The following is a 20102-nucleotide window of genomic DNA, read 5'->3' as shown; positions in this document are numbered from 1 at the left end:
GTTCGCCGTGAGCGCCCACGGGCCGCAGGCAGAATACCGGGCGGTACACTAGAATGAGCCTAATGGGCGAGACTACACGGGGGGCTTTGGCTCCCCGTTTTTTCTGTGCGAGTACTCTGAATTAGGTGAGTGGAATTATGTTTTTCACGGGATGTCGAACTCGGGTTCAGCCAACGTAAATCCGTCAAACGAAAAACCTGGGCTGACGGTGCAACTGACCAATGTCCAATCTCCGGTCGTGCGTGCGGCTTGCCACCAATCCTTTGGTACAATTCCTTGTGGGCGTTCGCCCGCTGAAATGTCAGGGCCGAGGTGTATTTCGTTTTTCGGCCCGCGATCTGTCTCAGATACACTTAGGATCAAAGGCGCGCCTGCGTGGTAGTGCCAGATTTCTACGGCATCGACAGTATGCCAATGGCTGGCTTCGCCATCTTTCAACAGAAAGTAGATGCAGGTGCCTGTTGGTCGGCCCTTACTGTCTTCGTCCATCCAAGTTTGGCGATAAAACCCGCCTTCGGGATGCGGTGCGAGGTTCAGGGCGTCAATGATGTCTTGTGCTGTCATAGTGTCAGGCTAGGCTGATGCGCAGGGAAGGCCAAGGGAGGTATGCATGAAAGTTATCGTCGTTGGGGCAGGGATCATCGGGGCTACGATTGCGTACAATCTTTCTCGGGATGGCGCTGATGTTACGGTTGTCACGGATCAGTCCCCCAGTGCGACGCAGGCTTCTTTTGGTTGGATCAACGCCAGTTTTTACGCCGATGAAGTGCATCACCGTTTGCGCGTTACGAGTATGGCAGCTTACGGGCGTTTAATGGATACCTTGCCCTCTTTGCCGATCCAAATGAACGGGGCGTTATGGTGGGAAGAACAAGGGGACGGGTTAACTGCGCTGCAAGATGCGCTTTTGACGCTTGGGTATCCGGTTGAACGTCTGGATAGCGTCGACGTGTCAGCACTAGAGCCTGAACTGCGTGGGTTACCAGATGTGTTTTTGCGTTTTCCGAGCGAAGGTGATGCAGAGCCAGACGCGCTTGCCGCTGCATTGCTTAAGGCATCTGGTGCGCATGTGGTGACTGGTGTTCGCGTTAAGCGCATTATTGAGAACAATGGCATGGTTTGCGGTGTCGAAACGCAGATGGGTATTATGGCTGCGAACAAAGTCATCGTGGCGGCAGGCAATGGTGCGCCAGAAATACTAGCGTCTGTAGATGTCGCACTGCCGATGTTGGTGCGCCCGGGCGCTTTGGTAGCGACAAAGCCGATTTCGGGGAAGGTCTCATCGGTACTGGTCACGCCAAATGGGGAGGCGCGCCAGTTGCCTGATGGCCGAATTTTGGCGTCTGCTGTTGCAAGCCATCAAAGTGACAGTTCCGATAAGGTGATTGAAAATGCAGTGGAGATTGCCGTACGCGTGCTGGCATGGCTGGACCCGTTGATCGGCGATGAAAGGCTTGAGTGGGACTGCGTTTCGCTGGCTTATCGCCCCGTTCCGGAAGATGGGTTGCCTGTTATTGGTCGCGTCGGACTAGACGGTTTGTACGTTGCGGTGATGCATTCTGGCGTAACGCTTGCCGCGATTACGGGCGAGGCGATCGCAGCTGACGTGTTGGGAAAAGGTGATGCGTTTGATGCGCTGCTTGCGCCTTATCGCCCATCACGGTTCCAATGAAAAAGGCCCCCGCGATGTGCGAGAGCCTTTGACGTTTGGGTCTTTAGTTTAGCGCAGGATTGAACGGCCAGCGTAGATCGCTGTTTCGCCCAAAAGTTCCTCAATGCGGATCAGTTGGTTGTATTTCGCGAGCCGGTCAGAGCGCGCCAAGGAACCAGTTTTGATCTGACCACAGTTTGTTGCAACTGCGAGGTCCGCAATCGTTGCGTCTTCAGTCTCGCCGGAACGGTGGGACATCACGTTGGTGAAACGTGCGCGGTGCGCCATGTCGACGGCTGTCAGTGTTTCCGTCAGCGTACCGATCTGGTTTACCTTAACGAGCATGGAGTTCGCTGACTTCTGCTCAATCCCCATGGAAAGGCGGGCAGGGTTGGTCACGAACAAATCATCCCCAACGAGCTGGATCTTGTCGCCAATCTTAGCGGTCAGCGCGTTCCAACCGTCCCAGTCATCCTCGGACATGCCGTCTTCGATTGAGATAATCGGGTAGTCGTTGACCAGTGCTTCGAGGTAGGCGGCGTTTTCTTCGGAGGTCAGGGATTTGCCTTCGCCCTTCATTTCGTACTTGCCGTCTTTGTAGTATTCCGTCGCAGCACAATCGAGTGCGAGGTAGATGTCCTCACCCGGTTTGTAGCCAGCTTTTTCGATGGATTTCAAAATGAAATCAAGTGCATCACGGGTGGAGCTAATGTTTGGCGCAAAGCCACCTTCATCACCGATACCCGTGGACAGGCCAGCGGCTGTCAGCTCACCCTTGAGGGTGTGGAACACTTCGGAGCCCATGCGAACCGCGTCACGGATGTTGGTCGCAGACACAGGCATGATCATGAATTCTTGGATGTCGATCGGGTTGTCTGCATGCTCGCCGCCGTTGATGATGTTCATCATCGGAACAGGCAGAACGCGTGCAGCTGTACCGCCGACATAGCGGAACAATGGCTGACCCATGTAATCAGCAGCGGCTTTCGCAACGGCAAGGGACACGCCAAGGATCGCGTTGGCGCCAAGGCGACCTTTGTTGTCTGTGCCGTCCAACTCGATCATTGCGCCGTCGATTGCGACCTGTTCGGTTGCGTCAAAGCCAACGATTGCTTCTGCGATTTCGCCGTTCACAGCCGCCACAGCTTCAAGAACGCCTTTGCCTTTGTAACGGGACTTGTCACCGTCGCGCTTTTCGACTGCTTCGTGAACGCCTGTTGATGCGCCGGATGGCACGGCTGCGCGGCCCATTGTGCCGTCTTCCAGTGTTACGTCGACTTCGACCGTTGGGTTGCCTCGGCTGTCGAGGATTTCGCGGGCAAAGATGTCGATGATCGTGCTCATGTCAGGTGTCCTTTGGTAGTGTTAGCGCAAACGTAGCTTGCATTGGCTTTGCTATAACGGCTTGGGTGACGCATGGGAAGAGCGACGCGAACGAGCTTCGCGAAGTAGCGTAAATACCCCAGCACCAATCACGATTGCGACGCCTATTAATGTAAGCGTGTCGGGGCGTTCATGCAGAAATACGACGCCCACGATTAACGCAAATACCATGCGGGTATAGCGGAACATAGAAATGAAAGCCGCGTCACCTTCGCGGGTCGCAGCAATAATCGCGAGGTATGCCGCGAGCACCACAAAGACGCAAATCCCCAGAATGAGACCGTCGATCAAGTTAGGAATTACCAGTGGGGTACCTTCAAAAAAGCACAACAAAAGGCCGGCGAAGGTCAGCACCGAAAAAGCATGGAGCGAGACATGCGGGCCAGAGATATTCACCTTGATCGCACGTGTCACAAGATCCCGCGCGGCAAGGCACGTCATGCCCGCGATCCCCAAAATCATTGAGAAAGACATCCCACTTAGTGATGGGCGAATGATCAACAATACTCCGCCGAACCCAACCAGGATCGCGGCCCAACGTTTCCAACCAACAGTTTGCCCCAAGAACATGACCCCACCAAACGCCACGACCAAAGGCGTTGCCTGAATGATTGCGGATAATAGGGTTAGGTCCATCCGTACCAATGCCGAAATGAAGAACAGGGTTCCAAGCACGTCGAACCCCGTGCGCAACCAGATCTTCGGGTTCGCATGTTCGCGAACGACGACGGGCTGTTTCTTGGCAATAAACCAAGCGGAAAATGCGATCACCGACCCAATCGCGATAACGCTGATGATCTGTCCCGCTGGTATGCGTGCGCCAAGTGTCTTGATCAACACGTCCTCAATGGCAAAAGCCAACATTGAGAAGGTCATCAATGCTGCGCCGCGTAAGTTTTCCATCAGTTCGGCGCTTTTTTCGGGACGCCATAAAGCTCAAGGCGGTGGCCCTTTAATTCATACCCAAGCTTGTCAGCGATGCGTTCTTGTAAGGCTTCGATCTCAGCATCAAGAAATTCGATCACTTCGCCGGATTGCAGATCAATCAGGTGGTCATGGTGTTCACGATCCGCCGTTTCGTAACGCGCGCGCCCGTCGCCAAAATCGCGTTTTTCAAGGATGCCGGATTCTTCGAACAGTTTGACCGTGCGATAAACCGTCGCCAAGGAAATGCGCGGATCAGCCGCCGCGGATCGATTAAACAGCTCTTCGACATCAGGATGATCTTTCGACGCCTCGAGCACGCCTGCAATCGTGCGGCGCTGCTCGGTCAGGCGCAGGCCCACGGCCTCGCAACGGGAAAGAATGGTGTCGGTCATTTGGGGTCTTCATTTTGTGTTAGCTTTTGTTACGCCATCATCGGGACGGGGGCCAGTGGGGTCGTTGATCATCCTAAGCGTTTCTTCGCACCTGGTCTAAACCTTACCCACGTCCCACCAAGTTGACGCACCTGAGCGCCGGTTCCCAGTTTGAAGCGGGCCAAACCAGCGCTGCGGTCCGTTTCAATGCAACCAAGGTCAAGTGTCCCGTGTCCGAGGTCTGCCATGTCGGACGCTGCACGCCAAAGCAGCAGGCGTGGTGCCTGCAACGCTTTCCCCGTCTCAGACGCCCACGCCGTTTGATAGGTGGCTGTGGTGCCATGGCGAAGGATCAGGCACGCGCCAATTAGCGTTTGTTGACTGAAGGCTGCGAATATCACCGCGTCGCCTGCATTTCGTTGGGCAAATGCAGCCAGCAGGTTGAATGGATAGCTAGAGAACCCACGCTGACGGCCAAGGCGCGCGGCTTGGATGAACAATTCATGCGGTGATCCGTCCCAAACTTTTGCGCAGACGCGCACGTTCTGTTTCTCGCCTTTGATCAATTGATTGCGCCACTTTGGGTGAAGTGCTGCGCGTAAGTCGGGGCGCGTGAGATCCCATTCTGCAATGTGGCTGGGCGTGATGATTTGACGGAACCCCGCATCACGGTAGGCGCGCGGGCAGGGTGTTTCGCCGTTTAGTAGTCGAACTGCAGTTTCGGCGATGCTTTCAGGGGTCGCACGGGATGCAAACGCAATTGATCCAAGGCGTCCGAACCGGCGTTTGAGAATGACCGGATCAGTACCTTCCACAACGCTGCCATAAGCCTGCAGCGCCCGCGCAAATTGAGGTGACTGTTGCAGCGGGACATTGGGTTGATCAGACATGCCCGCATTAACGCGATCTTCACCTAAGACTTGGTTAATAGGCAGATGAAGTCCCTGCCAAATATTCCTGCTCCACGCCTGACACGACCAACACTTGCGCTGGTCGCGTTGATTATCGCATTGGTCGGTGGCGGCGTGTTGGCGTTGTTAACCTAGCTGAACAAGCGCGTGACGTTTCTTGCCCGCGCTAAGCTTGATTGGCGTCGCTAGGTCAGCCGTCGTGATCATCAGGCCGCCATTATCAAGCGCCGCATCATTCATCTTGGCACCGCCTTCAGAAATCAAACGTTTCGCTTCCTTGCCGGACCCCGCAAGACCGGATTTCACGATCAGCTGCACAATGGAAATGCCGTCGCCGATGTCATCGCTGCTGAGGGTCAGCGTAGGTAGATCGTCACCGACGCCACCTTTTTCAAACACTTCTTTAGAAGTCTTTTCAGCGGCTTGTGCGGCGTCCTTACCGTGAAGCAGAGTTGTCACTTCATTGGCGAGAATGATCTTGGCTTCGTTGATTTCAACACCCTCAAGTGCGCCAAGGCGATCGCATTCCTCGACCGACAATTCAGTGTAAAGCTTAAGGAAGCGTCCTACATCGGCGTCAGTCGTATTGCGCCAGAACTGCCAGAACTCGTATGAGCTGAGCATTTCTTCATTCAGCCAAATCGCACCGGACAAGGATTTGCCCATCTTTTTGCCGTCGCTGGTCGTTAGCAATGGTGACGTCAGGCCGAAGATTTGATGATCCAACACACGGCGCGTCAGGTCGATACCGTTAACGATATTGCCCCACTGATCTGATCCACCCATCTGAAGTAAACAGCCGTAGCGGCGGTTAAGCTCAAGAAAATCATACGCTTGTAGGATCATGTAGTTGAACTCAAGGAAGCTGAGGCTTTGCTCACGATCAAGGCGTGACTTCACGCTTTCAAACGACAACATCCGGTTCACCGAGAAGTGCTTTCCGATGTCGCGCAAGAAATCGAGGTAGTTCAGATCGTCAAGCCATTCAGCGTTGTTGATCATTTTGGCGTCCGTCGGGCCATCACCGTAGTTCAAGTAGGCAGAGAATACCTGCTTGATGCCGGCAATGTTGTCATCAATCTGATCAGGTGTCAGCAGAGGGCGTTCATCGGCACGAAAGCTGGGATCGCCAACCTTTGTTGTTCCGCCACCCATAAGGGTAATCGGCTGGTGGCCCGTCTTTTGCAGCCACCGCAACATCATAATTTGGATGAGGGACCCAACGTGCAGCGACTTCGCCGTGGCATCAAAGCCGATGTAGGCGGGCACAACGCCCGCAGCAAAGGCTTCGTCCAGACCTTGATAGTCGGTGCAATCGGCAAGAAAGCCGCGCTCGATCATCACACGGATAAAATCTGATTTTGGATGGTAGGTCATGACTTGTCGCCTCGTGTTCTTTCGGGTCATTCTATAGGGGGCCGTTCGTCCAAGGGAAAGAGCATGTTGAAAGATCAAGTGGTGCGTGTCGTTGGGGCCATGTCAGGCACGTCTTTGGATGGCGTCGATGCGGCCGAAATTGTGACCGACGGGCGCGAACACCTTGAGTTTGGGGAAACTACGTTTCGCCCCTACACAGACGCACAAACCGCCGTGCTGCGCGCGGCCTTGGGTAAGTGGCCCGAGGACGATGTGTCTGTGGCAGCTGAGCTTGTCGAAACGGTTCATGCGCAGGTTCTAAGCGGCTTTTCGGACGCGGAACTTATTGGGTTTCACGGTCAGACATTCGCCCATGATCCCAAAGGGCGCGGAACGCATCAAGCTGGCGACGGTGCGGTCTTGGCCGAAGTGTTGGGAAAACCTGTTGTCTGGGATTTTCGCAGTGCTGATGTCCAAATGGGTGGCGAGGGCGCACCCTTAGCGCCGTTTTATCACTTTGCCTTAGCCAAGAAGATGCAGGTAGACGCGCCGGTGGCGATTTTGAATTTGGGTGGTGTCGGGAACCTCACATGGATCGACCCGTGTATGCCATTGCCTGAAAGCGAAGGCGCCTTGTTGGCGTTTGACACAGGCCCCGCTAATGCACCGATCAATGATTTGATGCAAACGCGATTAAGGCGGGCCTTCGATGAAGATGGCGCGTTTGGGGCCAAGGGCGTTATCGATCAGGGCGTTGTTGACCAGTTTTTACAACAACCGTTTTTCTTTCGCATGCCGCCTAAATCCTTAGATCGTGATGCATTCGCTGGGCTTAGCGCTGCGGTAGAAAATCTGTCAGATGAGGATGCGGTTGCAACACTCACAATGGCCTGCGCTGCCTCTGTTGCGCAGGGCGTGCAGGCTTGTCCGCATGCCCCGGAACGGATTTTGGTCACTGGGGGCGGGCGCCGCAATCCAACATTGATGAGAATGCTTGCGTTGGTTTGTGATGTTCCAGTTGGCCCGATCGAGCACGCAGGTTTTGACGGCGATATGCTTGAGGCACAGGCCTTCGCGTATCTCGCGGTCCGTGTAGCAAAGGGTTTGCCAACCAGTGCGCCCGCCACCACAGGCGTTGGTGCTGCGATTGGCGGTGGCATAATTTCGCGCCCTGGTTAGGGCGGCATTTTGTTTTGCAGCTTTGATTTGAGTATTTTTGAGCCAAAGAAAATGCGAGAAAGTAAGGCGCCATTAACCATGACGCGCTTTTATGTTGACGCGGTACAGGCTGGAGAGCCGATGGCCGTAGCCTGAGAAGACCCCCACACTACGGCGCTTAGCGACCCACTGGTGTGCGGGGCGCTTGGCTGCTCTTGTTGTTTCTTTGGCTCTTAAATACTCAACTTTTCCGACAGCCGCGTTATGCGGGAAGGTGGATATTGAAGCGCTGCCGTATTTTGGCGTCCAGTTCGGGGTCGAACCGCGCAGTGGAGGGGGTTGAGAGGATTGCCTCTTTTCGTGCAATGGCGTTTTTGATCAAGTTAGGTTTGTCTTTTTCCGCCCATTCCTTGGGGCTCATCCGGTTGCCGAGAAATGGATATACGCGATCGCGTTCCATATGGCTGAGCGTGCGGTCGGTGCCGAGATAGTGTCCAACACCTGGGGCGTCATCGGTGCCCAAGCAAACTTCGCGCATCTGATCCAAAGCGAGCGTTTCGTCGTCTACTTCGATACCGCGAACACAGCGCATGGCTTGGCCAATCAGATCATCCCCAAGGATTAGGCTTTCGTGGCAGAACCCGAGGAGGGAGGCGTGCATTCCAGCGGCTTCGTAGATCATGTTGCAGCCGCTGGTCCCTGCGAGCACGTTGGTACACATCTGCTCCCAACCTGCCTGCATGTCTGGCATTTTTGAATCACACGCACCGCCTGTTGCGCCGCCCGGAACGCCGTAGAACGCATGCATTTGGGCGCAGCCTGCGGTCAGGAGCGCTTGTTCACCTGATCCAACGGTCATTGCGCCTGTACGAAGGTCCAAATCGAAAGGCCATGTTCCAAAAATGGTTGGGTGGCCCGGTGCGATCGCGTTTACGTAGACGATACCGGCTAGGCATTCTGCACAAGCTTGCGCAATTGCGCCTGCAATTGTTGACGGAGCCGTTGCGCCAGACATGCCGGCGGACAAGAGCAAAATCGGCATGCCTCCGCGGATGCAGGTTTCCATCGACTCGCAGCTTTCGGTCGCGAATTTCATTGGCGGTACCACAAAGCAGTTGGACATTGAGACGAATGGGCGTTCGCGGTATTTCGCTTCGCCACCGGCAATCTCGTAAACCAGTTGCAAGCATTCTTCTGCGTGACTTGGGTCCGATATTGAGGTGCCGACATGTTTAGTCGTGCCACTGCAACAGGCATAGATCGTGTTGAGGTCCATTTCGAGGTTGTCGGAAATATCGCGGGCAACCATGGGACGCTGCAGGAAGTGGATGTTGTCGAGGGTCTCTGCGATCCGTGCTGCGTCATGCAAGTCTTGCAAGGTGCTTTCACGGAACTCGTTCCCAGCAACGTCGACCAAGTTCACAGCCGCGCCAGCTGTTCCGTAGTGGACACGTTGGCCGCTAAGATTAAGGTCATGGGCAGGATCGCGACCCCGTAAAGTCAAATCTTTGCAAGAGATTGCAAGCATGTCTTCAACCAAAGCGCGCGGGAAACGGATACGACCATCGTCGCCGAGGATTGCACCTGCGTTTGTCAAAATTTCAACACCCGACGGTGGCGCATCAGCAAGGCCAATGGTTTCCAAAGCATTCAGCGCCGTTTCGTGGATCTTTAGAACATCGGCGTCAGAAAGGGGCTTGAAGGTTCCACCCGTCATACCGGCACGCACAGGGCGCATATCATCAGAAAGTTTGGCGTTACGGGCTGCGTGGCGTGCCGCGCGTCCACCGCTGCGGTTGGAGCGGGCGGGGCGGGAAGGAGTTTCGTCGTTCATGTTTAGTCCTCGTGCTGTAGTGAAAATATTGCTTTCCTACAGATCAACGGGTCTTCCACGTGCAGCCCGCCCGCGTCGGGCGCCGATCGTCAGTTGTACGCGTGTGGCGTGGGTGTTTAAGCACATGTATCATACTCCAATACCCGAAAGTTTGGCGTCATGGCGTTAAGGTTCTATCGCTTTTGCGACCTCAGGTCGCTTTTGGGCGATGAAGGGGATCAACTGTCGAATTTTCCTAAAAAGAATGCCCGCTCATTTTTTGTAAGTGGGCATTCTAACAGTCTATTTAGTTGGGCTATGTGGCCTGATTTACCATTTACCGGTCGAACCGCTGCCCGATGAGGTGCCGCCGGCCTCTGCTTTTTCTGGCGTGCGCTTTGAGATCGTATAGGGCGTCACATCGATGTGGCCGCATGCGGGGCAGGTTATGCGTGTTTCACCGGCTCCGTTTTCTTCAAGTGTCGGTTCACGCAGGACTTCACGTGATTTTTGAAGTCCTGTTTTACCGCAGTTGGTGCAGGCTTGGGCTGCGAATTTGGCGGCGTTGCGACGGTTCAGGCCAATGATGCCTGCGATCGCGGCCCCGATTGCACCAAGGATGTAGTAAAGCGTGTTGCTGCTACCTTCGCCTGTTTCCGACTGTGTGCTTTCAACGCTTTGTGTTGGCGCTTCAGGGGCGTTGATGACGCGGTCAAAAATGCCGTCGACACCGTATTCGATACCTTCCGAGTACTTGGAGTCCCGAAATTGCGGTAAAATGTCGTTGGACACGATCAAGTCGGTCTGTGCTGTTATGGTGTCGTCATATCCGTCGCCTACGATAAGTCGAACCTCGCGATCATCGCGAAATACCAGAAGTAAAATGCCCTTGTTTGTTTCATCGTTGCCAAGAGCCCATTGGTTGAACAGCGCGTTTGAATATTCCTCAATCGAGCTGTCGTTGGCGTAGAATTGTAGGGACGACAGAGTTACGACGGCAACCTCAGTGTCGTGTTCTGAAGCGTATTCAGCCAAGCGTGTGTTGATGCGGGCTTCTGTTATAGAATTAACGATATTGGCAAAGTCGTTTAGGCCGCTTTCCGTACGTTCCGGGTAAGTCTGAGCCTGCGCTGCGCTACTGAACGCCAGCACGGCGAGAAGGGTTAAAATACGTCTCATTTAAAAAGTCCTTAGGTGATTAATGCGTCCAGCTTATCACCTGAGATTGAGTGGCCAAGTAGAGAAAATTCCTGTTCCGCAAACATTTGCGCTGCTGCGTCGTGCAATATGCGGTGCGTGGCACGTGCTAATGCGGATCCGAGAGAGATGCGCGCGACACCAAGTTTCGCGAAATCTGCCATCGGGTGCGCTGTGTAGATCGGCCCCGCGACGAGTACATTCACAGGGGCAGAGACCGCAGTGCAAATGCGGGCCACATCATCCATGGATTTCGGCATCGGGGCATAAAGGCAATCCGCGCCGACGGCTTCAAAACCTTGCAAACGGGCGATGGCTTCGTCGATGTCATAGGTATCTGTCATGATGCCATCGGCGCGGGCTGTTAGGACGAAGTCGTTTGGCAAAGCGCGTGCGGCGGATGCGGCGGCTTTAATGCGTTCAATTGCGAATGCGCGGTCATAGGCGTCATAGGACGGCGTTTTGAGGTCTTCGATGCAAATTCCCGCCAAACCTGCTTCACCGGCGAGTTTCACGGTTTCAGCCACTGTGTCAGGATCATCGCCCCAGCCGTTTTCAAAATCGCCTTGAACGGGCAGCCCCGTTGCGGCGGTCAAATCTTGTGCATGGGCCAGTGCTTCATCGCGTGACACGCCAAGCCCGTCGGGGCGACCAAGGGTGAAGGCGTGGGCGGCTGAGGAGGTGGCGATGGCTTGCGCACCCATTGATTTCAGAACTTTAGCGGACCCGATGTCCCATGCGTTGGCGAGGATGAAGGGGTGTCCCGGTTTGTGAAGATCGCGAAAGCTGGTCATGGTGTGGTCCTTTTGTTTAATCGAATTTGGCTGCGCCAAATCCGACCCGCTGGAGGGCCAGCCCTCCAGACCACCCGGGATATTTATGAAACAAAAGCAGGGCTAAGAGGCTTTGTCTTTGGCGAAGTCGAGCAGGGTTTGTAGGGCACTTGTATAGGTTTCGTCGTCGATTGTCATTGCGACGCGGACGTGGCCCGCCGCCGCTGTTCCAAAGCTCTCACCAGGCATCGTGGCGATCAAGTGTTCGTCTAACAAGGCATTCGCGAAGTCTTGTCCGCTTAACCCCGTGGCGCGAACGTCGAGCATCGCATACATCGCGCCGCTGATTGGGCAGCCTTTGACGATGTTTTGCTTGGCAAGCAGGTCTTCGGTGATTTTGCGACGTCGCGAGAAAGGTGCGCTGACCACATCTTCAAGAGGTGTGCCTTCGCCGAGCGCAAACAGGGCCGCGTCTTGGATGTAGCCGGGAACGCCATAGGTAGTGTGGGTCGCGAGGTTGATAAGGTGTTCAATGGCATCAGCCGGACCACAGACCCAACCGACACGCGAGCCTGTCATCGCGTGGCTTTTGGACATGGAACCGACGACAAGTGTGCGATCTGCCATATTCGGTAGAGCGCGGGGGCTAAGATGGCTGCCGTCCCATACTTGTGTGTCATAGACCTCGTCAGAGATCAGCCAAAGATCGTTAGCGATGCAGGTGTCTGCAATGGCTTGCAGGGTGTCGCGTGTGTAGACCGCGCCCGTGGGGTTGTTGGGCGTGTTGATCAGCAGGCTTGTTGCGCCTTTGGCGTGTTCTTCAATGTCTTCGGCGCGCGGTTGAAAGCCGTTTCTTGGGTAAGCCGGAATTGCTTGTGGAACGCCACCGATACCGCGGATCGTACCCGGGTAGGTCGCGTAATAAGGATCAATGAACAACGCGGTGTCGCCTTCATCACAAATGGCGTTGAACGCGGCATAAAGCGCTGCTTGGCCGCCAGGTGTGATGAGGATGTTTTCTGCGCCGGTTGCAACGCCCGTGCGTGTTTGGATGCGCGTCGCGACGGCTTCGCGTAGGGCTTGTGTGCCCGGAACAGCGGCGTATCCGGTATGCCCACCCTTGGCACTGACATGCATCGCATCAAGAATACTTGGATGCGTGCGAATGTCGTGCTCGCCGATCGTCAGCTCGGTGACTGGCTCACCCGCTGTCTTTAGGGCGCGGGCCTTGTAAAAAACTTCCCAGCCGTCAGAGCCGCCAGGGGTGAGATGTGTGATGCGATTTGATAATTCCATTCGGCCACGTGACCTATAGAAACGAGTGGTGTCAATCCGCTATCAACGAGCGAGGGCCAGCCCCCTCGTCGGCACGGATGTCATCGGGGTTGTAAAGTGCGCAGCTGTCCAACGATAGGCAGCCGCATCCGATGCAACCGTCAAGGCGATCACGCAGTAGTTCAAGCTGGGAAATACGTACATTCAGGTCTTTGCGCATGTCCTTTGAGACACGGGACCAGTCTTCTTTACTCGGGGCTTTGTGAATTGGAAGATGCGCAATATGAGCGGCGATGTCTGCCAAGGCGATGCCGAGTTTCTGCGCGATCATTGCGAATGAGAGGCGACGTAAATCATGGGCGCCGTAACGTCGATGCCCACCGGCATTGCGCACAGGGTGCACGATTCCATGCGTTTCATAAAAACGGATAGCAGAAACCGCGAGGCCGGTGCGTTTCGAGAGATCACCGATGGTTAGCCCTGACATGTGTTCATCCTTAAAAAAAGGTCTTGATCTAAAGTGCACTTGAGAAATTAGAAACGAGTCATGAAGCGAATACAAGAACAACACGCAATAGATGGAGCAATAACGATGGCATATTTGGAACATGTAAATATTACGGTGGCGGCCCCCGATGCGACGGCTGGGATGTTTGTTGACCTTTTTGGTTGGCACGTCCGGTGGTCAGGGAACTCGATCCACAATGGGTACTCAGTCCATGTCGGAAGCGCGACGTCTTATGTCGCCCTTTATACGGGCGAAAAGGGATCGCTGCACGACGCGCAACAGGTCAGTTACAATCAACGGGCAGGTTTAAACCACATCGCGTTTGTCGTGGATGATCTCGATACAGTTGAAACCAAGGTTAAAGCGCGCGGGTTTGAACCGCATTCCCATGCAGATTACGAACCTGGACGTCGGTTCTATTTTCAAGATGAGAACGGTTTGGAGATTGAGGTCGTTCAATACGATTGACCGAATAAATACCGGCGAGCGCCGCAGGCTATTCGCTTGCGGCGTGCGCAGTCGGCATAACTTTTCAGGACGGCGAATAGGGTGCTAACGTTGCGCGAAGCTTCTTCGTGAGCGAGTTGCGCACCAGGGCGTAGGAGGTCTCAATTCGATGCTTCAGCTCGTCCTCATCGATGTCCCATGGGATTAAGACCCATGAGCGGTGGAAATACGGAGCTTTGGGCCAGCCGAACATATCTTCGAGGTGCAAAGCGTCTTCGATACTGGAGCATTTTACAGCAACGCCTTGGGTAACGGTGCCCATGCTGGCGAACATCTTGCCTCCGATTTTCCACGCGTCATGACCACCGCCCCAAGGGTCAGACACCTCAGCTGAGGGGAGGGTTTCGCAAATCGCATTGACTGTGGCAAGGCTCATGAGGGAATGATGGAGCATGAGTGATATGTCTGACAAGTGGGTGGCGTTGCTGCGCGGTGTGAACGTGGGTGGGGCCAATAAGGTTCCGATGGCAGAGTTGCGCGCCTTGGCTGAAGGGCTGGGTTGGACAGATGTGAAATCCTACATTGCGTCTGGCAATTTGGTTTTTGAGGCGAATGCCGGAGATTTAGTGGGACAGTTGCGCTCTGCGATGATCGCGCAAATGGGTGTTTATGTTGCCGTGCGTGTCTTGCCCGCGCAGGAAATTTTGGACGCTGAAAACGCCTGTCCTTGGGACGTGAAGGGCAATCTGGTTCATGCATTCTTTTGTTTGGAAGCGCCGGTTTTAGATGAAACGTTACGCGACACGTTGATCACTGAGGATGAAGAACTGGTCATTCAGGGAAAGCGCGTTTGGCTTTTTGCGCCATCCGGCGTGGCGCGATCAAAGCTGATGGCGAAAATGGAACGCGTGCTTGGTGTGCAAGCAACCGCCCGTAACCTCAACACGGTGCGCAAGCTTGCGCAAATGGTGCGTTGACGGGGGCGGTGCGGGACGGCTATTGAGTTCGTATGAAGAGCATTTGCATCATCTGCTGTATTATTACCTGCTGACTTAGTCGCGGGCTGCTCTTTCACGTTTCCTCATATCGTTGAACTTGCTAAGTCCGCGGGCAACCCCTGCGCTAGAGGCACGTCATGACGATTAGACTATTCAACACCGCGGTTCGCAAAAAAGTCGAGTTTGAACCGATCGACCCAGATAACGTGCGCATATATGTGTGCGGGCCGACGGTTTATGACCGCGCCCATCTTGGCAATGCGCGCCCTGTTATTGTCTTTGATACGTTGTTTCGCTTGCTGCGCCACACCTATGGCGCAGAGCACGTGACCTATGTGCGCAATTTCACCGACGTCGATGACAAGATCAATGCGACAGCGCTGAGCCGCCAAAAAGCGGGCGCGGCAGGGACGCTTGAGGAGCTTATCGCTGAGCGGTCTGATGAGACGATTGCATGGTATCTTGAAGATATGGCCAGCCTTGGCGCGTTGGAACCAAACCAAGCGCCACGAGCGACGGCGTATATCGGTCAGATGATCACTATGATCGAAGACCTGATCGAAAAAGGTCATGCTTATAGTGCGGAAGGCCATGCGCTGTTTCGCGTGCGGTCATACGAAGAATACGGCGCGCTGTCTGGGCGTAGCGTGGATGATATGATCGCTGGCGCACGTGTCGAAGTTGCGCCGTTCAAAGAAGATGCGATGGATTTTGTGCTATGGAAGCCAAGCACGGACGACCAACCCGGTTGGGATAGCCCGTGGGGACGTGGTCGCCCAGGATGGCATATTGAGTGTTCTGCAATGGCGTTGGATTTGCTCGGCGAGGAGTTCGACGTCCACGGCGGCGGCAATGATTTGCAGTTCCCGCACCACGAGAACGAGATCGCCCAGTCAACCTGCTGCGGCCACGGCTTCGCTAAGGTCTGGATGCACAACGAGATGCTGCAGGTCGAGGGCAAGAAAATGTCCAAGTCCTTGGGCAATTTCTTTACGGTCCGCGATTTGTTGGACAAAGGCGTCGATGGCGCGGTTATTCGGTTGGTGTTCTTGTTGACCCATTACCGCAAACCAATGGATTGGACGGATGTGAAGCGAGCAGAGGCCGAAAAGATGCTGTCTGATTGGTTTGAGGTACTGCGCAAGCATGGGTATTCGGCCGCAACAGTTGAAAAGCTGAAAGCGTCCGGTGATTGGAACGCTGATGTTGAGTTCATGGGCGTTCTTGGCAACGATCTGAACACATCGGGTGCGATTTCACGCATGCATGTTTTGGCGAAGGCCAAGACTGCGGCGGGGTTGGTTCCTTTGGCCCATGCTTTGGAAATGCTTGGCCTCGTGAATGACTGGGCTGTTCTGGATCAAGCCGAAACTGGCAATGACTTGCCCGAGTGGGTCGCGCCCGTGATTGAGCGTTTGATCGAAGAGCGCAGTGCGGCGCGTGTTGCCAAAGACTGGGGCGAAGCGGACCGCGTTCGCGACGTGTTGAATGCCGCCGGTGTTCAGGTGACGGATGTCGCTGGAACAGCAAGCTGGGAAGCTGGGCCTGATTTTGATGCGTCTGTATTGGAGGCGTTGAAATGATCTTCGATCAGCGCCTGCGGCGAGCGGGGGGCGCGGCTGCGCCGCGCAAGAGTGAGTATTTAAGAGCCAAAGAATCTGGGATGTGTGATCATGGTTGAGCGTCTTTACCTTTATGACACGACGTTGCGCGATGGGCAGCAAACCCAAGGTGTTCAGTTTTCCACGGATGAAAAGCATGCGGTTGCCGCTGTGCTGGATGAACTTGGTGTCGATTACATCGAGGGTGGTTGGCCCGGCGCCAACCCAACCGACAGTGAGTTTTTTGAAGATGCGCCCAAGACCCGCGCGACGGTTGTGGCGTTTGGGATGACCAAGCGGACAGGGCGGTCTGCGGATAATGATGACGTTTTGGCGGCTGTTATGAATGCTGGAACGTCGTCGGTTTGTCTTGTCGGTAAGACCCATGATTTCCATGTGAAGACAGCGCTTGGGATTACGCTGGATGAAAACATCGAGAACATTTCGGCCTCGATCTCGCATATTGTTGGCGCCGGGCGCGAGGCTCTGTTTGACGCAGAGCATTTCTTTGACGGGTTTAAGGCCAATCCTGAATATACGCTGCGCGCGGCGAAAGCGGCCTATGACGCCGGAGCGCGTTGGGTTGTTTTGTGTGACACCAACGGCGGCGCATTGCCCCACGATGTACGCGGCGCGACCAAAGCGCTGATCGAGGCGGGGGTGCCAGGGGATCACATTGGAATTCACACGCACAATGACACCGAAAATGCCGTTGCCAATTCACTGGTCGCCGTCGCTGCCGGTGCGCGCCAGATTCAAGGCACGCTCAACGGGCTTGGAGAGCGTTGCGGCAATGCCAACTTGATTACCCTTATACCGACATTGTTGTTGAAAGAACCCTACGCCAGCCAGTTTGAAACAGGCGTCAGCATGGAAGCGCTTAAGGATCTTCGCAAAGCATCGCGGATGCTTGACGAGATTCTGAACCGTGTACCGAATAAACAGGCGGCTTATGTTGGGGCTTCGGCGTTCGCGCATAAGGCGGGGCTTCATGCCTCTGCCATTGCCAAAGACCCGAGCACCTACGAGCATGTCGATCCGAGCGTTGTCGGCAACAGCCGTATTGTGCCTATGTCCAACCAAGCGGGGCAAAGCAACCTGCGCGAGCGCCTGAGCTCAATGGGTTTGGACGTGGCGAAGGGCGACCCTGCGTTGCAGAACATTCTGAACCGCGTGAAAGATCGTGAAGCTGCGGGATATTCCTATGACACCGCGCAGGCGAGTTTTGAGGTTTTGGCCCGTGAAGAGCTGGGGTTGATGCCTGAGTTTTTCGAGGTGAAGCGTTACCGCGTGACCGTTGAACGCCGTCGTAACAAACGCAACGAAATGGTGTCGCTGTCTGAGGCCGTTGTCGTGGTGAAGGTGGATGGTGTGAAAACGATGTCTGTGTCCGAAAGCCTTGGCCCGGACGGGTCTGACCAAGGTCCCGTCAATGCGCTTAGCCGTGCCTTGATGAAAGATCTGGGGCGCTACGCTGACAAAGTCGCTGACGTCCATCTTACGGATTTTAAGGTGCGTATCACCAATGGTGGCACCGAAGCCGTGACGCGGGTCATTATTGACTCAGAGGACGGGCAGGGCCGCACGTGGTCCACTGTCGGGGTCAGCGCGAACATAGTGGATGCGTCTTTTGACGCCCTTGTGGACGCGATCCGTTGGAAGCTGGTGCGGGACGGGGCTGAAACGTGAGCCTGAACGCCTGCGCTGCAATTGTTGAACGAGGCGACCCACATCGTTTCATGGCGGCTATGGCTGCCCCGGTTGAGGCGCGCCGCGTTTTGTTTCCGCTTTATGCCTTTAACGTCGAAGTGTCGCGCGCGCCTTGGGTGACTGAGGAGCCAATGATTGCAGAGATGCGGCTGCAATGGTGGCGCGATGCCTTGGAAGAGATCGCCAGTGGCGGGGCTGTTCGCCGACATGAGGTTACTACGCCCTTGACTGAGGTTCTAGACGCTGAGGCTGCTTCCGCGCTGGATCAGGTCGTCGCGGTGCGTCGTTGGGACATCTATAAAGACCCGTTTGAAGACGCGCAGCATTTCGTCGATTACTTCCGAAAAGGGGGCGCTGAATTGATGTGGCAAGCGGCCCGTCTGCTCGGGGCGCCTGACGATATGCGCTTGCCTGTGCTGAACTACGGCGCGGCCGTTTCCGTGTCCCGTTACCTTGCCGCCGTGAGCGCCCTTGAAGAGTCCGGTCGTGTTCCGTTGATCAACGGAACGCGTGAAGGGTTGGTGACACTTGCCTTAAATTCCGCCGCGGATGCTGGGTCTGCACGCAACCTTCGCAAACGTTTGCCTAAACTTGCGCACGCTGCATTGCTTGAGGGATGGACTGCGAAGCCGGTTTTGATGCAGATCGCATCTGAGCCACAACGCGTGGCGGACGGAACTGTGGGTATTAGCCAGTTTCGCAGTAAAATTAGACTGTTACGCTGGTCTTAGGCCGCGCGACGGGATTTGAATGTCAGCCAGATCAGTGCACCTGCGGCCAAAGCGATGAACGGTGCCATTGCGATATTCACGGCCGTCCAGCCTGCAATCGGTTCCCCGCCAGAGCAGTTCATCAAGCCACCCGATGCCAGTGACGCCATCATGACTGAGCCGAACACGATCATATCATTAAGGCCCTGAATAACACCGCGTTCGTGCGCAGCGTGCGAAGACGTCAGCAGTGTCGTTGCACCGATGAAACCAAAGTTCCAACCAAGGCCAAGCAAGATCAGGGCGGCGTAAAAGCTTACCAACGACGGCTGGTTTCCATCCGCGAGGCTGACCCCAAAGAGGGCAGCAATACCCGCGGCTGTCAGGATCACAAGGCCAATAGCCATGATCGTTTTGACGCCGTAGCGTACGATTAGGTGCCCCGTGAAGAAGGATGGCGCAAACATCGCAAGCACGTGCGCAGATACAATATTATTTGCATTATCAAGATCATACCCACAACCCACGACGGCAAGTGGGGTGGATGTCATCACAAGGTTCATCAAGGAATAGGACACCAGTGCGACGATCATCGCTACGATGATGTTGGGGTCAGAGAGAAGCTGACCACGGGTGCGCGGGGCGGGGCCGTCGACTTTGGGCTGTCCGCGTGTGCCTTTGGGTAAGTCAAGCGCCAGAAACAGGAACATACCGATTAGGTTCAGCGCAACAACGGCCATATAAGTGCCAAGGAATGGCACCACAGAATAGCCATCAACGATTTTGTTAAGCTGCGGTCCGAGGATCGCCGAAAGCAGACCGCCCGCCATGACATAAGAAATCGCCTTGGGTTTGAAACTGTCGGACGCGCTGTCGGTAGCTGCAAAACGGTAAAACCCCTGCGCGGACATATAAATGCCCGTGAAGTAGGACCCGATCAAAAGCACGGTAAACGAGCCGATATAAAGGCCGTACGCGGCAACCGCGGCACCGAATGCGCCCGCAATCGCGCCAATATAAAAGCCAAACCGTCTTCCGCGTGACTGCATAAGGGGGGATAGCCACGGGGCGGTAGTCATTGACCCAAAGATAATCAGTGAAATAGGCAATGTCGCCCAACAGATGTTGGAGGCCAGTTGCTTGCCCGCCAGCCCTCCGACAACAAAGATCATCGGCATCTGCGCCCCAAGGATTGCTTGGGCGAGAACGAGGACGGCAACGTTGCGTTTTGCGCGGCTGTCGTCTGGGATTTGGGAAGTGGCTTGGGTCATGCGATTTGGCTACGCCTCGCGACTAACCTTGGCAATGGGGCG

The 20102-nt window shown here is 55.2% G+C and carries 20 protein-coding genes; 7 read left to right on the top strand and 13 right to left on the bottom strand.

Translation table 11 applies throughout. The features are described 5' to 3' along the window. Nucleotides 1-144 precede the first annotated feature (144 nt). Complete coding sequence (locus OSB_RS08065; protein WP_049834504.1) at nt 145-564, bottom strand: cupin domain-containing protein; 420 nt, start codon at nt 562-564, stop codon at nt 145-147. A 46-nt stretch (nt 565-610) separates the two neighbouring features. Here OSB_RS08065 and OSB_RS08060 point away from each other — a divergent pair, with 46 nt between their 5' ends. Continuing rightward, complete coding sequence (locus OSB_RS08060; protein ID WP_049834503.1) at nt 611-1672, top strand: NAD(P)/FAD-dependent oxidoreductase; 1062 nt, start codon at nt 611-613, stop codon at nt 1670-1672. Between the two features lie 48 nt (nt 1673-1720). On the opposite strand, the gene eno is transcribed toward OSB_RS08060, so the two are convergent. The 5 genes from eno to tyrS all read right to left on the bottom strand — a co-directional run bounded on the left by eno (nt 1721) and on the right by tyrS (nt 6620). Continuing rightward, the gene (gene eno, locus OSB_RS08055; protein ID WP_049834502.1) at nt 1721-2995 is read right to left on the bottom strand and encodes a phosphopyruvate hydratase; all 1275 of its coding nucleotides are present in this window, start codon (nt 2993-2995) and stop codon (nt 1721-1723) included. Between the two features lie 51 nt (nt 2996-3046). Beyond that, nucleotides 3047-3937, bottom strand: a complete 891-nt coding sequence (locus OSB_RS08050; protein WP_049834501.1) for a DMT family transporter — start codon at nt 3935-3937, stop codon at nt 3047-3049. Next, nucleotides 3937-4353: a Fur family transcriptional regulator gene (locus OSB_RS08045; RefSeq protein ID WP_049834500.1), complete on the bottom strand. Its 417-nt coding sequence runs from the start codon at nt 4351-4353 to the stop codon at nt 3937-3939. The genes OSB_RS08050 and OSB_RS08045 overlap by 1 nt, the downstream gene beginning before the upstream one ends. Before the next feature lie 68 nt (nt 4354-4421). Then, nucleotides 4422-5222: a GNAT family N-acetyltransferase gene (locus OSB_RS08040; protein ID WP_049834499.1), complete on the bottom strand. Its 801-nt coding sequence runs from the start codon at nt 5220-5222 to the stop codon at nt 4422-4424. A 147-nt stretch (nt 5223-5369) separates the two neighbouring features. After that, a complete protein-coding gene (gene tyrS / locus OSB_RS08035) occupies nt 5370-6620 on the bottom strand; it encodes a tyrosine--tRNA ligase (RefSeq protein ID WP_049834498.1) in 1251 nt (416 codons plus the stop codon). 63 nt (nt 6621-6683) lie between these two features. Here tyrS and OSB_RS08030 point away from each other — a divergent pair, with 63 nt between their 5' ends. Next, nucleotides 6684-7778: an anhydro-N-acetylmuramic acid kinase gene (locus OSB_RS08030; RefSeq protein WP_049834497.1), complete on the top strand. Its 1095-nt coding sequence runs from the start codon at nt 6684-6686 to the stop codon at nt 7776-7778. 241 nt (nt 7779-8019) lie between these two features. On the opposite strand, the gene OSB_RS08025 is transcribed toward OSB_RS08030, so the two are convergent. The 5 genes from OSB_RS08025 to soxR all read right to left on the bottom strand — a co-directional run bounded on the left by OSB_RS08025 (nt 8020) and on the right by soxR (nt 13302). Next, a complete protein-coding gene (locus tag OSB_RS08025; protein WP_049834496.1) occupies nt 8020-9591 on the bottom strand; it encodes a trimethylamine methyltransferase family protein in 1572 nt (523 codons plus the stop codon). 309 nt (nt 9592-9900) lie between these two features. Beyond that, entirely contained in the window at nt 9901-10749 is an 849-nt protein-coding gene (locus OSB_RS08020; RefSeq protein WP_049834495.1) for a TPM domain-containing protein, read from the bottom strand. Nucleotides 10750-10760: 11 nt separating this feature from the next. After that, nucleotides 10761-11561, bottom strand: a complete 801-nt coding sequence (locus OSB_RS08015; protein ID WP_049834494.1) for an isocitrate lyase/PEP mutase family protein — start codon at nt 11559-11561, stop codon at nt 10761-10763. A 102-nt stretch (nt 11562-11663) separates the two neighbouring features. Continuing rightward, the gene (locus OSB_RS08010) at nt 11664-12836 is read right to left on the bottom strand and encodes a pyridoxal phosphate-dependent aminotransferase (RefSeq protein WP_049834493.1); all 1173 of its coding nucleotides are present in this window, start codon (nt 12834-12836) and stop codon (nt 11664-11666) included. 31 nt (nt 12837-12867) lie between these two features. Next, on the bottom strand, nt 12868-13302 hold the full coding sequence (gene soxR, locus OSB_RS08005; protein WP_049834492.1) for a redox-sensitive transcriptional activator SoxR: 435 nt from the start codon (nt 13300-13302) through the stop codon (nt 12868-12870). 105 nt (nt 13303-13407) lie between these two features. Between soxR and OSB_RS08000 the strand changes: the two genes are divergently transcribed. Continuing rightward, complete coding sequence (locus tag OSB_RS08000) at nt 13408-13791, top strand: VOC family protein (protein ID WP_049834491.1); 384 nt, start codon at nt 13408-13410, stop codon at nt 13789-13791. Nucleotides 13792-13855: 64 nt separating this feature from the next. Here the strand turns inward: OSB_RS08000 and OSB_RS07995 are convergent, their stop codons facing one another. Then, nucleotides 13856-14206: an MmcQ/YjbR family DNA-binding protein gene (locus tag OSB_RS07995; RefSeq protein ID WP_049836098.1), complete on the bottom strand. Its 351-nt coding sequence runs from the start codon at nt 14204-14206 to the stop codon at nt 13856-13858. A gap of 16 nt (nt 14207-14222) precedes the next feature. On the opposite strand from OSB_RS07995, the gene OSB_RS07990 reads away from it, so the two are divergent. From OSB_RS07990 to OSB_RS07975, 4 genes are all read left to right on the top strand, one after another. Further along, on the top strand, nt 14223-14747 hold the full coding sequence (locus OSB_RS07990) for a DUF1697 domain-containing protein (RefSeq protein ID WP_049834490.1): 525 nt from the start codon (nt 14223-14225) through the stop codon (nt 14745-14747). A gap of 158 nt (nt 14748-14905) precedes the next feature. After that, nucleotides 14906-16351: a cysteine--tRNA ligase gene (gene cysS / locus OSB_RS07985; RefSeq protein WP_049834489.1), complete on the top strand. Its 1446-nt coding sequence runs from the start codon at nt 14906-14908 to the stop codon at nt 16349-16351. A 90-nt stretch (nt 16352-16441) separates the two neighbouring features. Further along, nucleotides 16442-18058, top strand: coding sequence for a citramalate synthase (cimA, locus tag OSB_RS07980; RefSeq protein ID WP_049834488.1), 1617 nt, complete (start codon nt 16442-16444; stop codon nt 18056-18058). After that, the gene (locus OSB_RS07975; protein WP_049834487.1) at nt 18055-18810 is read left to right on the top strand and encodes a squalene/phytoene synthase family protein; all 756 of its coding nucleotides are present in this window, start codon (nt 18055-18057) and stop codon (nt 18808-18810) included. The genes cimA and OSB_RS07975 overlap by 4 nt, the downstream gene beginning before the upstream one ends. Here OSB_RS07975 and OSB_RS07970 read toward each other — a convergent pair. Next, entirely contained in the window at nt 18807-20060 is a 1254-nt protein-coding gene (locus OSB_RS07970) for an MFS transporter (RefSeq protein ID WP_049834486.1), read from the bottom strand. The two genes, OSB_RS07975 and OSB_RS07970, sit on opposite strands and share 4 nt — an antisense overlap. Between the last annotated feature and the right edge of the window lie 42 nt (nt 20061-20102).

Source organism: Octadecabacter temperatus, assembly GCF_001187845.1.
GTDB lineage: Bacteria > Pseudomonadota > Alphaproteobacteria > Rhodobacterales > Rhodobacteraceae > Octadecabacter > Octadecabacter temperatus.
This window is presented reverse-complemented; position numbering and strand designations above follow the sequence as displayed.

What these genes read in the sequence shown, in the direction of transcription:
- OSB_RS08065 (WP_049834504.1), bottom strand. Translation starts at nt 564, where the DNA reads ATGACAGCACAAGACATCATTGACGCCCTGAACCTCGCACCGCATCCC.
- OSB_RS08060 (WP_049834503.1), top strand. Translation starts at nt 611, where the DNA reads ATGAAAGTTATCGTCGTTGGGGCAGGGATCATCGGGGCTACGATTGCG.
- eno (WP_049834502.1), bottom strand. Translation starts at nt 2,995, where the DNA reads ATGAGCACGATCATCGACATCTTTGCCCGCGAAATCCTCGACAGCCGA.
- OSB_RS08050 (WP_049834501.1), bottom strand. Translation starts at nt 3,937, where the DNA reads ATGGAAAACTTACGCGGCGCAGCATTGATGACCTTCTCAATGTTGGCT.
- OSB_RS08045 (WP_049834500.1), bottom strand. Translation starts at nt 4,353, where the DNA reads ATGACCGACACCATTCTTTCCCGTTGCGAGGCCGTGGGCCTGCGCCTG.
- OSB_RS08040 (WP_049834499.1), bottom strand. Translation starts at nt 5,222, where the DNA reads ATGTCTGATCAACCCAATGTCCCGCTGCAACAGTCACCTCAATTTGCG.
- tyrS (WP_049834498.1), bottom strand. Translation starts at nt 6,620, where the DNA reads ATGACCTACCATCCAAAATCAGATTTTATCCGTGTGATGATCGAGCGC.
- OSB_RS08030 (WP_049834497.1), top strand. Translation starts at nt 6,684, where the DNA reads ATGTTGAAAGATCAAGTGGTGCGTGTCGTTGGGGCCATGTCAGGCACG.
- OSB_RS08025 (WP_049834496.1), bottom strand. Translation starts at nt 9,591, where the DNA reads ATGAACGACGAAACTCCTTCCCGCCCCGCCCGCTCCAACCGCAGCGGT.
- OSB_RS08020 (WP_049834495.1), bottom strand. Translation starts at nt 10,749, where the DNA reads ATGAGACGTATTTTAACCCTTCTCGCCGTGCTGGCGTTCAGTAGCGCA.
- OSB_RS08015 (WP_049834494.1), bottom strand. Translation starts at nt 11,561, where the DNA reads ATGACCAGCTTTCGCGATCTTCACAAACCGGGACACCCCTTCATCCTC.
- OSB_RS08010 (WP_049834493.1), bottom strand. Translation starts at nt 12,836, where the DNA reads ATGGAATTATCAAATCGCATCACACATCTCACCCCTGGCGGCTCTGAC.
- soxR (WP_049834492.1), bottom strand. Translation starts at nt 13,302, where the DNA reads ATGTCAGGGCTAACCATCGGTGATCTCTCGAAACGCACCGGCCTCGCG.
- OSB_RS08000 (WP_049834491.1), top strand. Translation starts at nt 13,408, where the DNA reads ATGGCATATTTGGAACATGTAAATATTACGGTGGCGGCCCCCGATGCG.
- OSB_RS07995 (WP_049836098.1), bottom strand. Translation starts at nt 14,206, where the DNA reads ATGAGCCTTGCCACAGTCAATGCGATTTGCGAAACCCTCCCCTCAGCT.
- OSB_RS07990 (WP_049834490.1), top strand. Translation starts at nt 14,223, where the DNA reads ATGAGTGATATGTCTGACAAGTGGGTGGCGTTGCTGCGCGGTGTGAAC.
- cysS (WP_049834489.1), top strand. Translation starts at nt 14,906, where the DNA reads ATGACGATTAGACTATTCAACACCGCGGTTCGCAAAAAAGTCGAGTTT.
- cimA (WP_049834488.1), top strand. Translation starts at nt 16,442, where the DNA reads ATGGTTGAGCGTCTTTACCTTTATGACACGACGTTGCGCGATGGGCAG.
- OSB_RS07970 (WP_049834486.1), bottom strand. Translation starts at nt 20,060, where the DNA reads ATGACCCAAGCCACTTCCCAAATCCCAGACGACAGCCGCGCAAAACGC.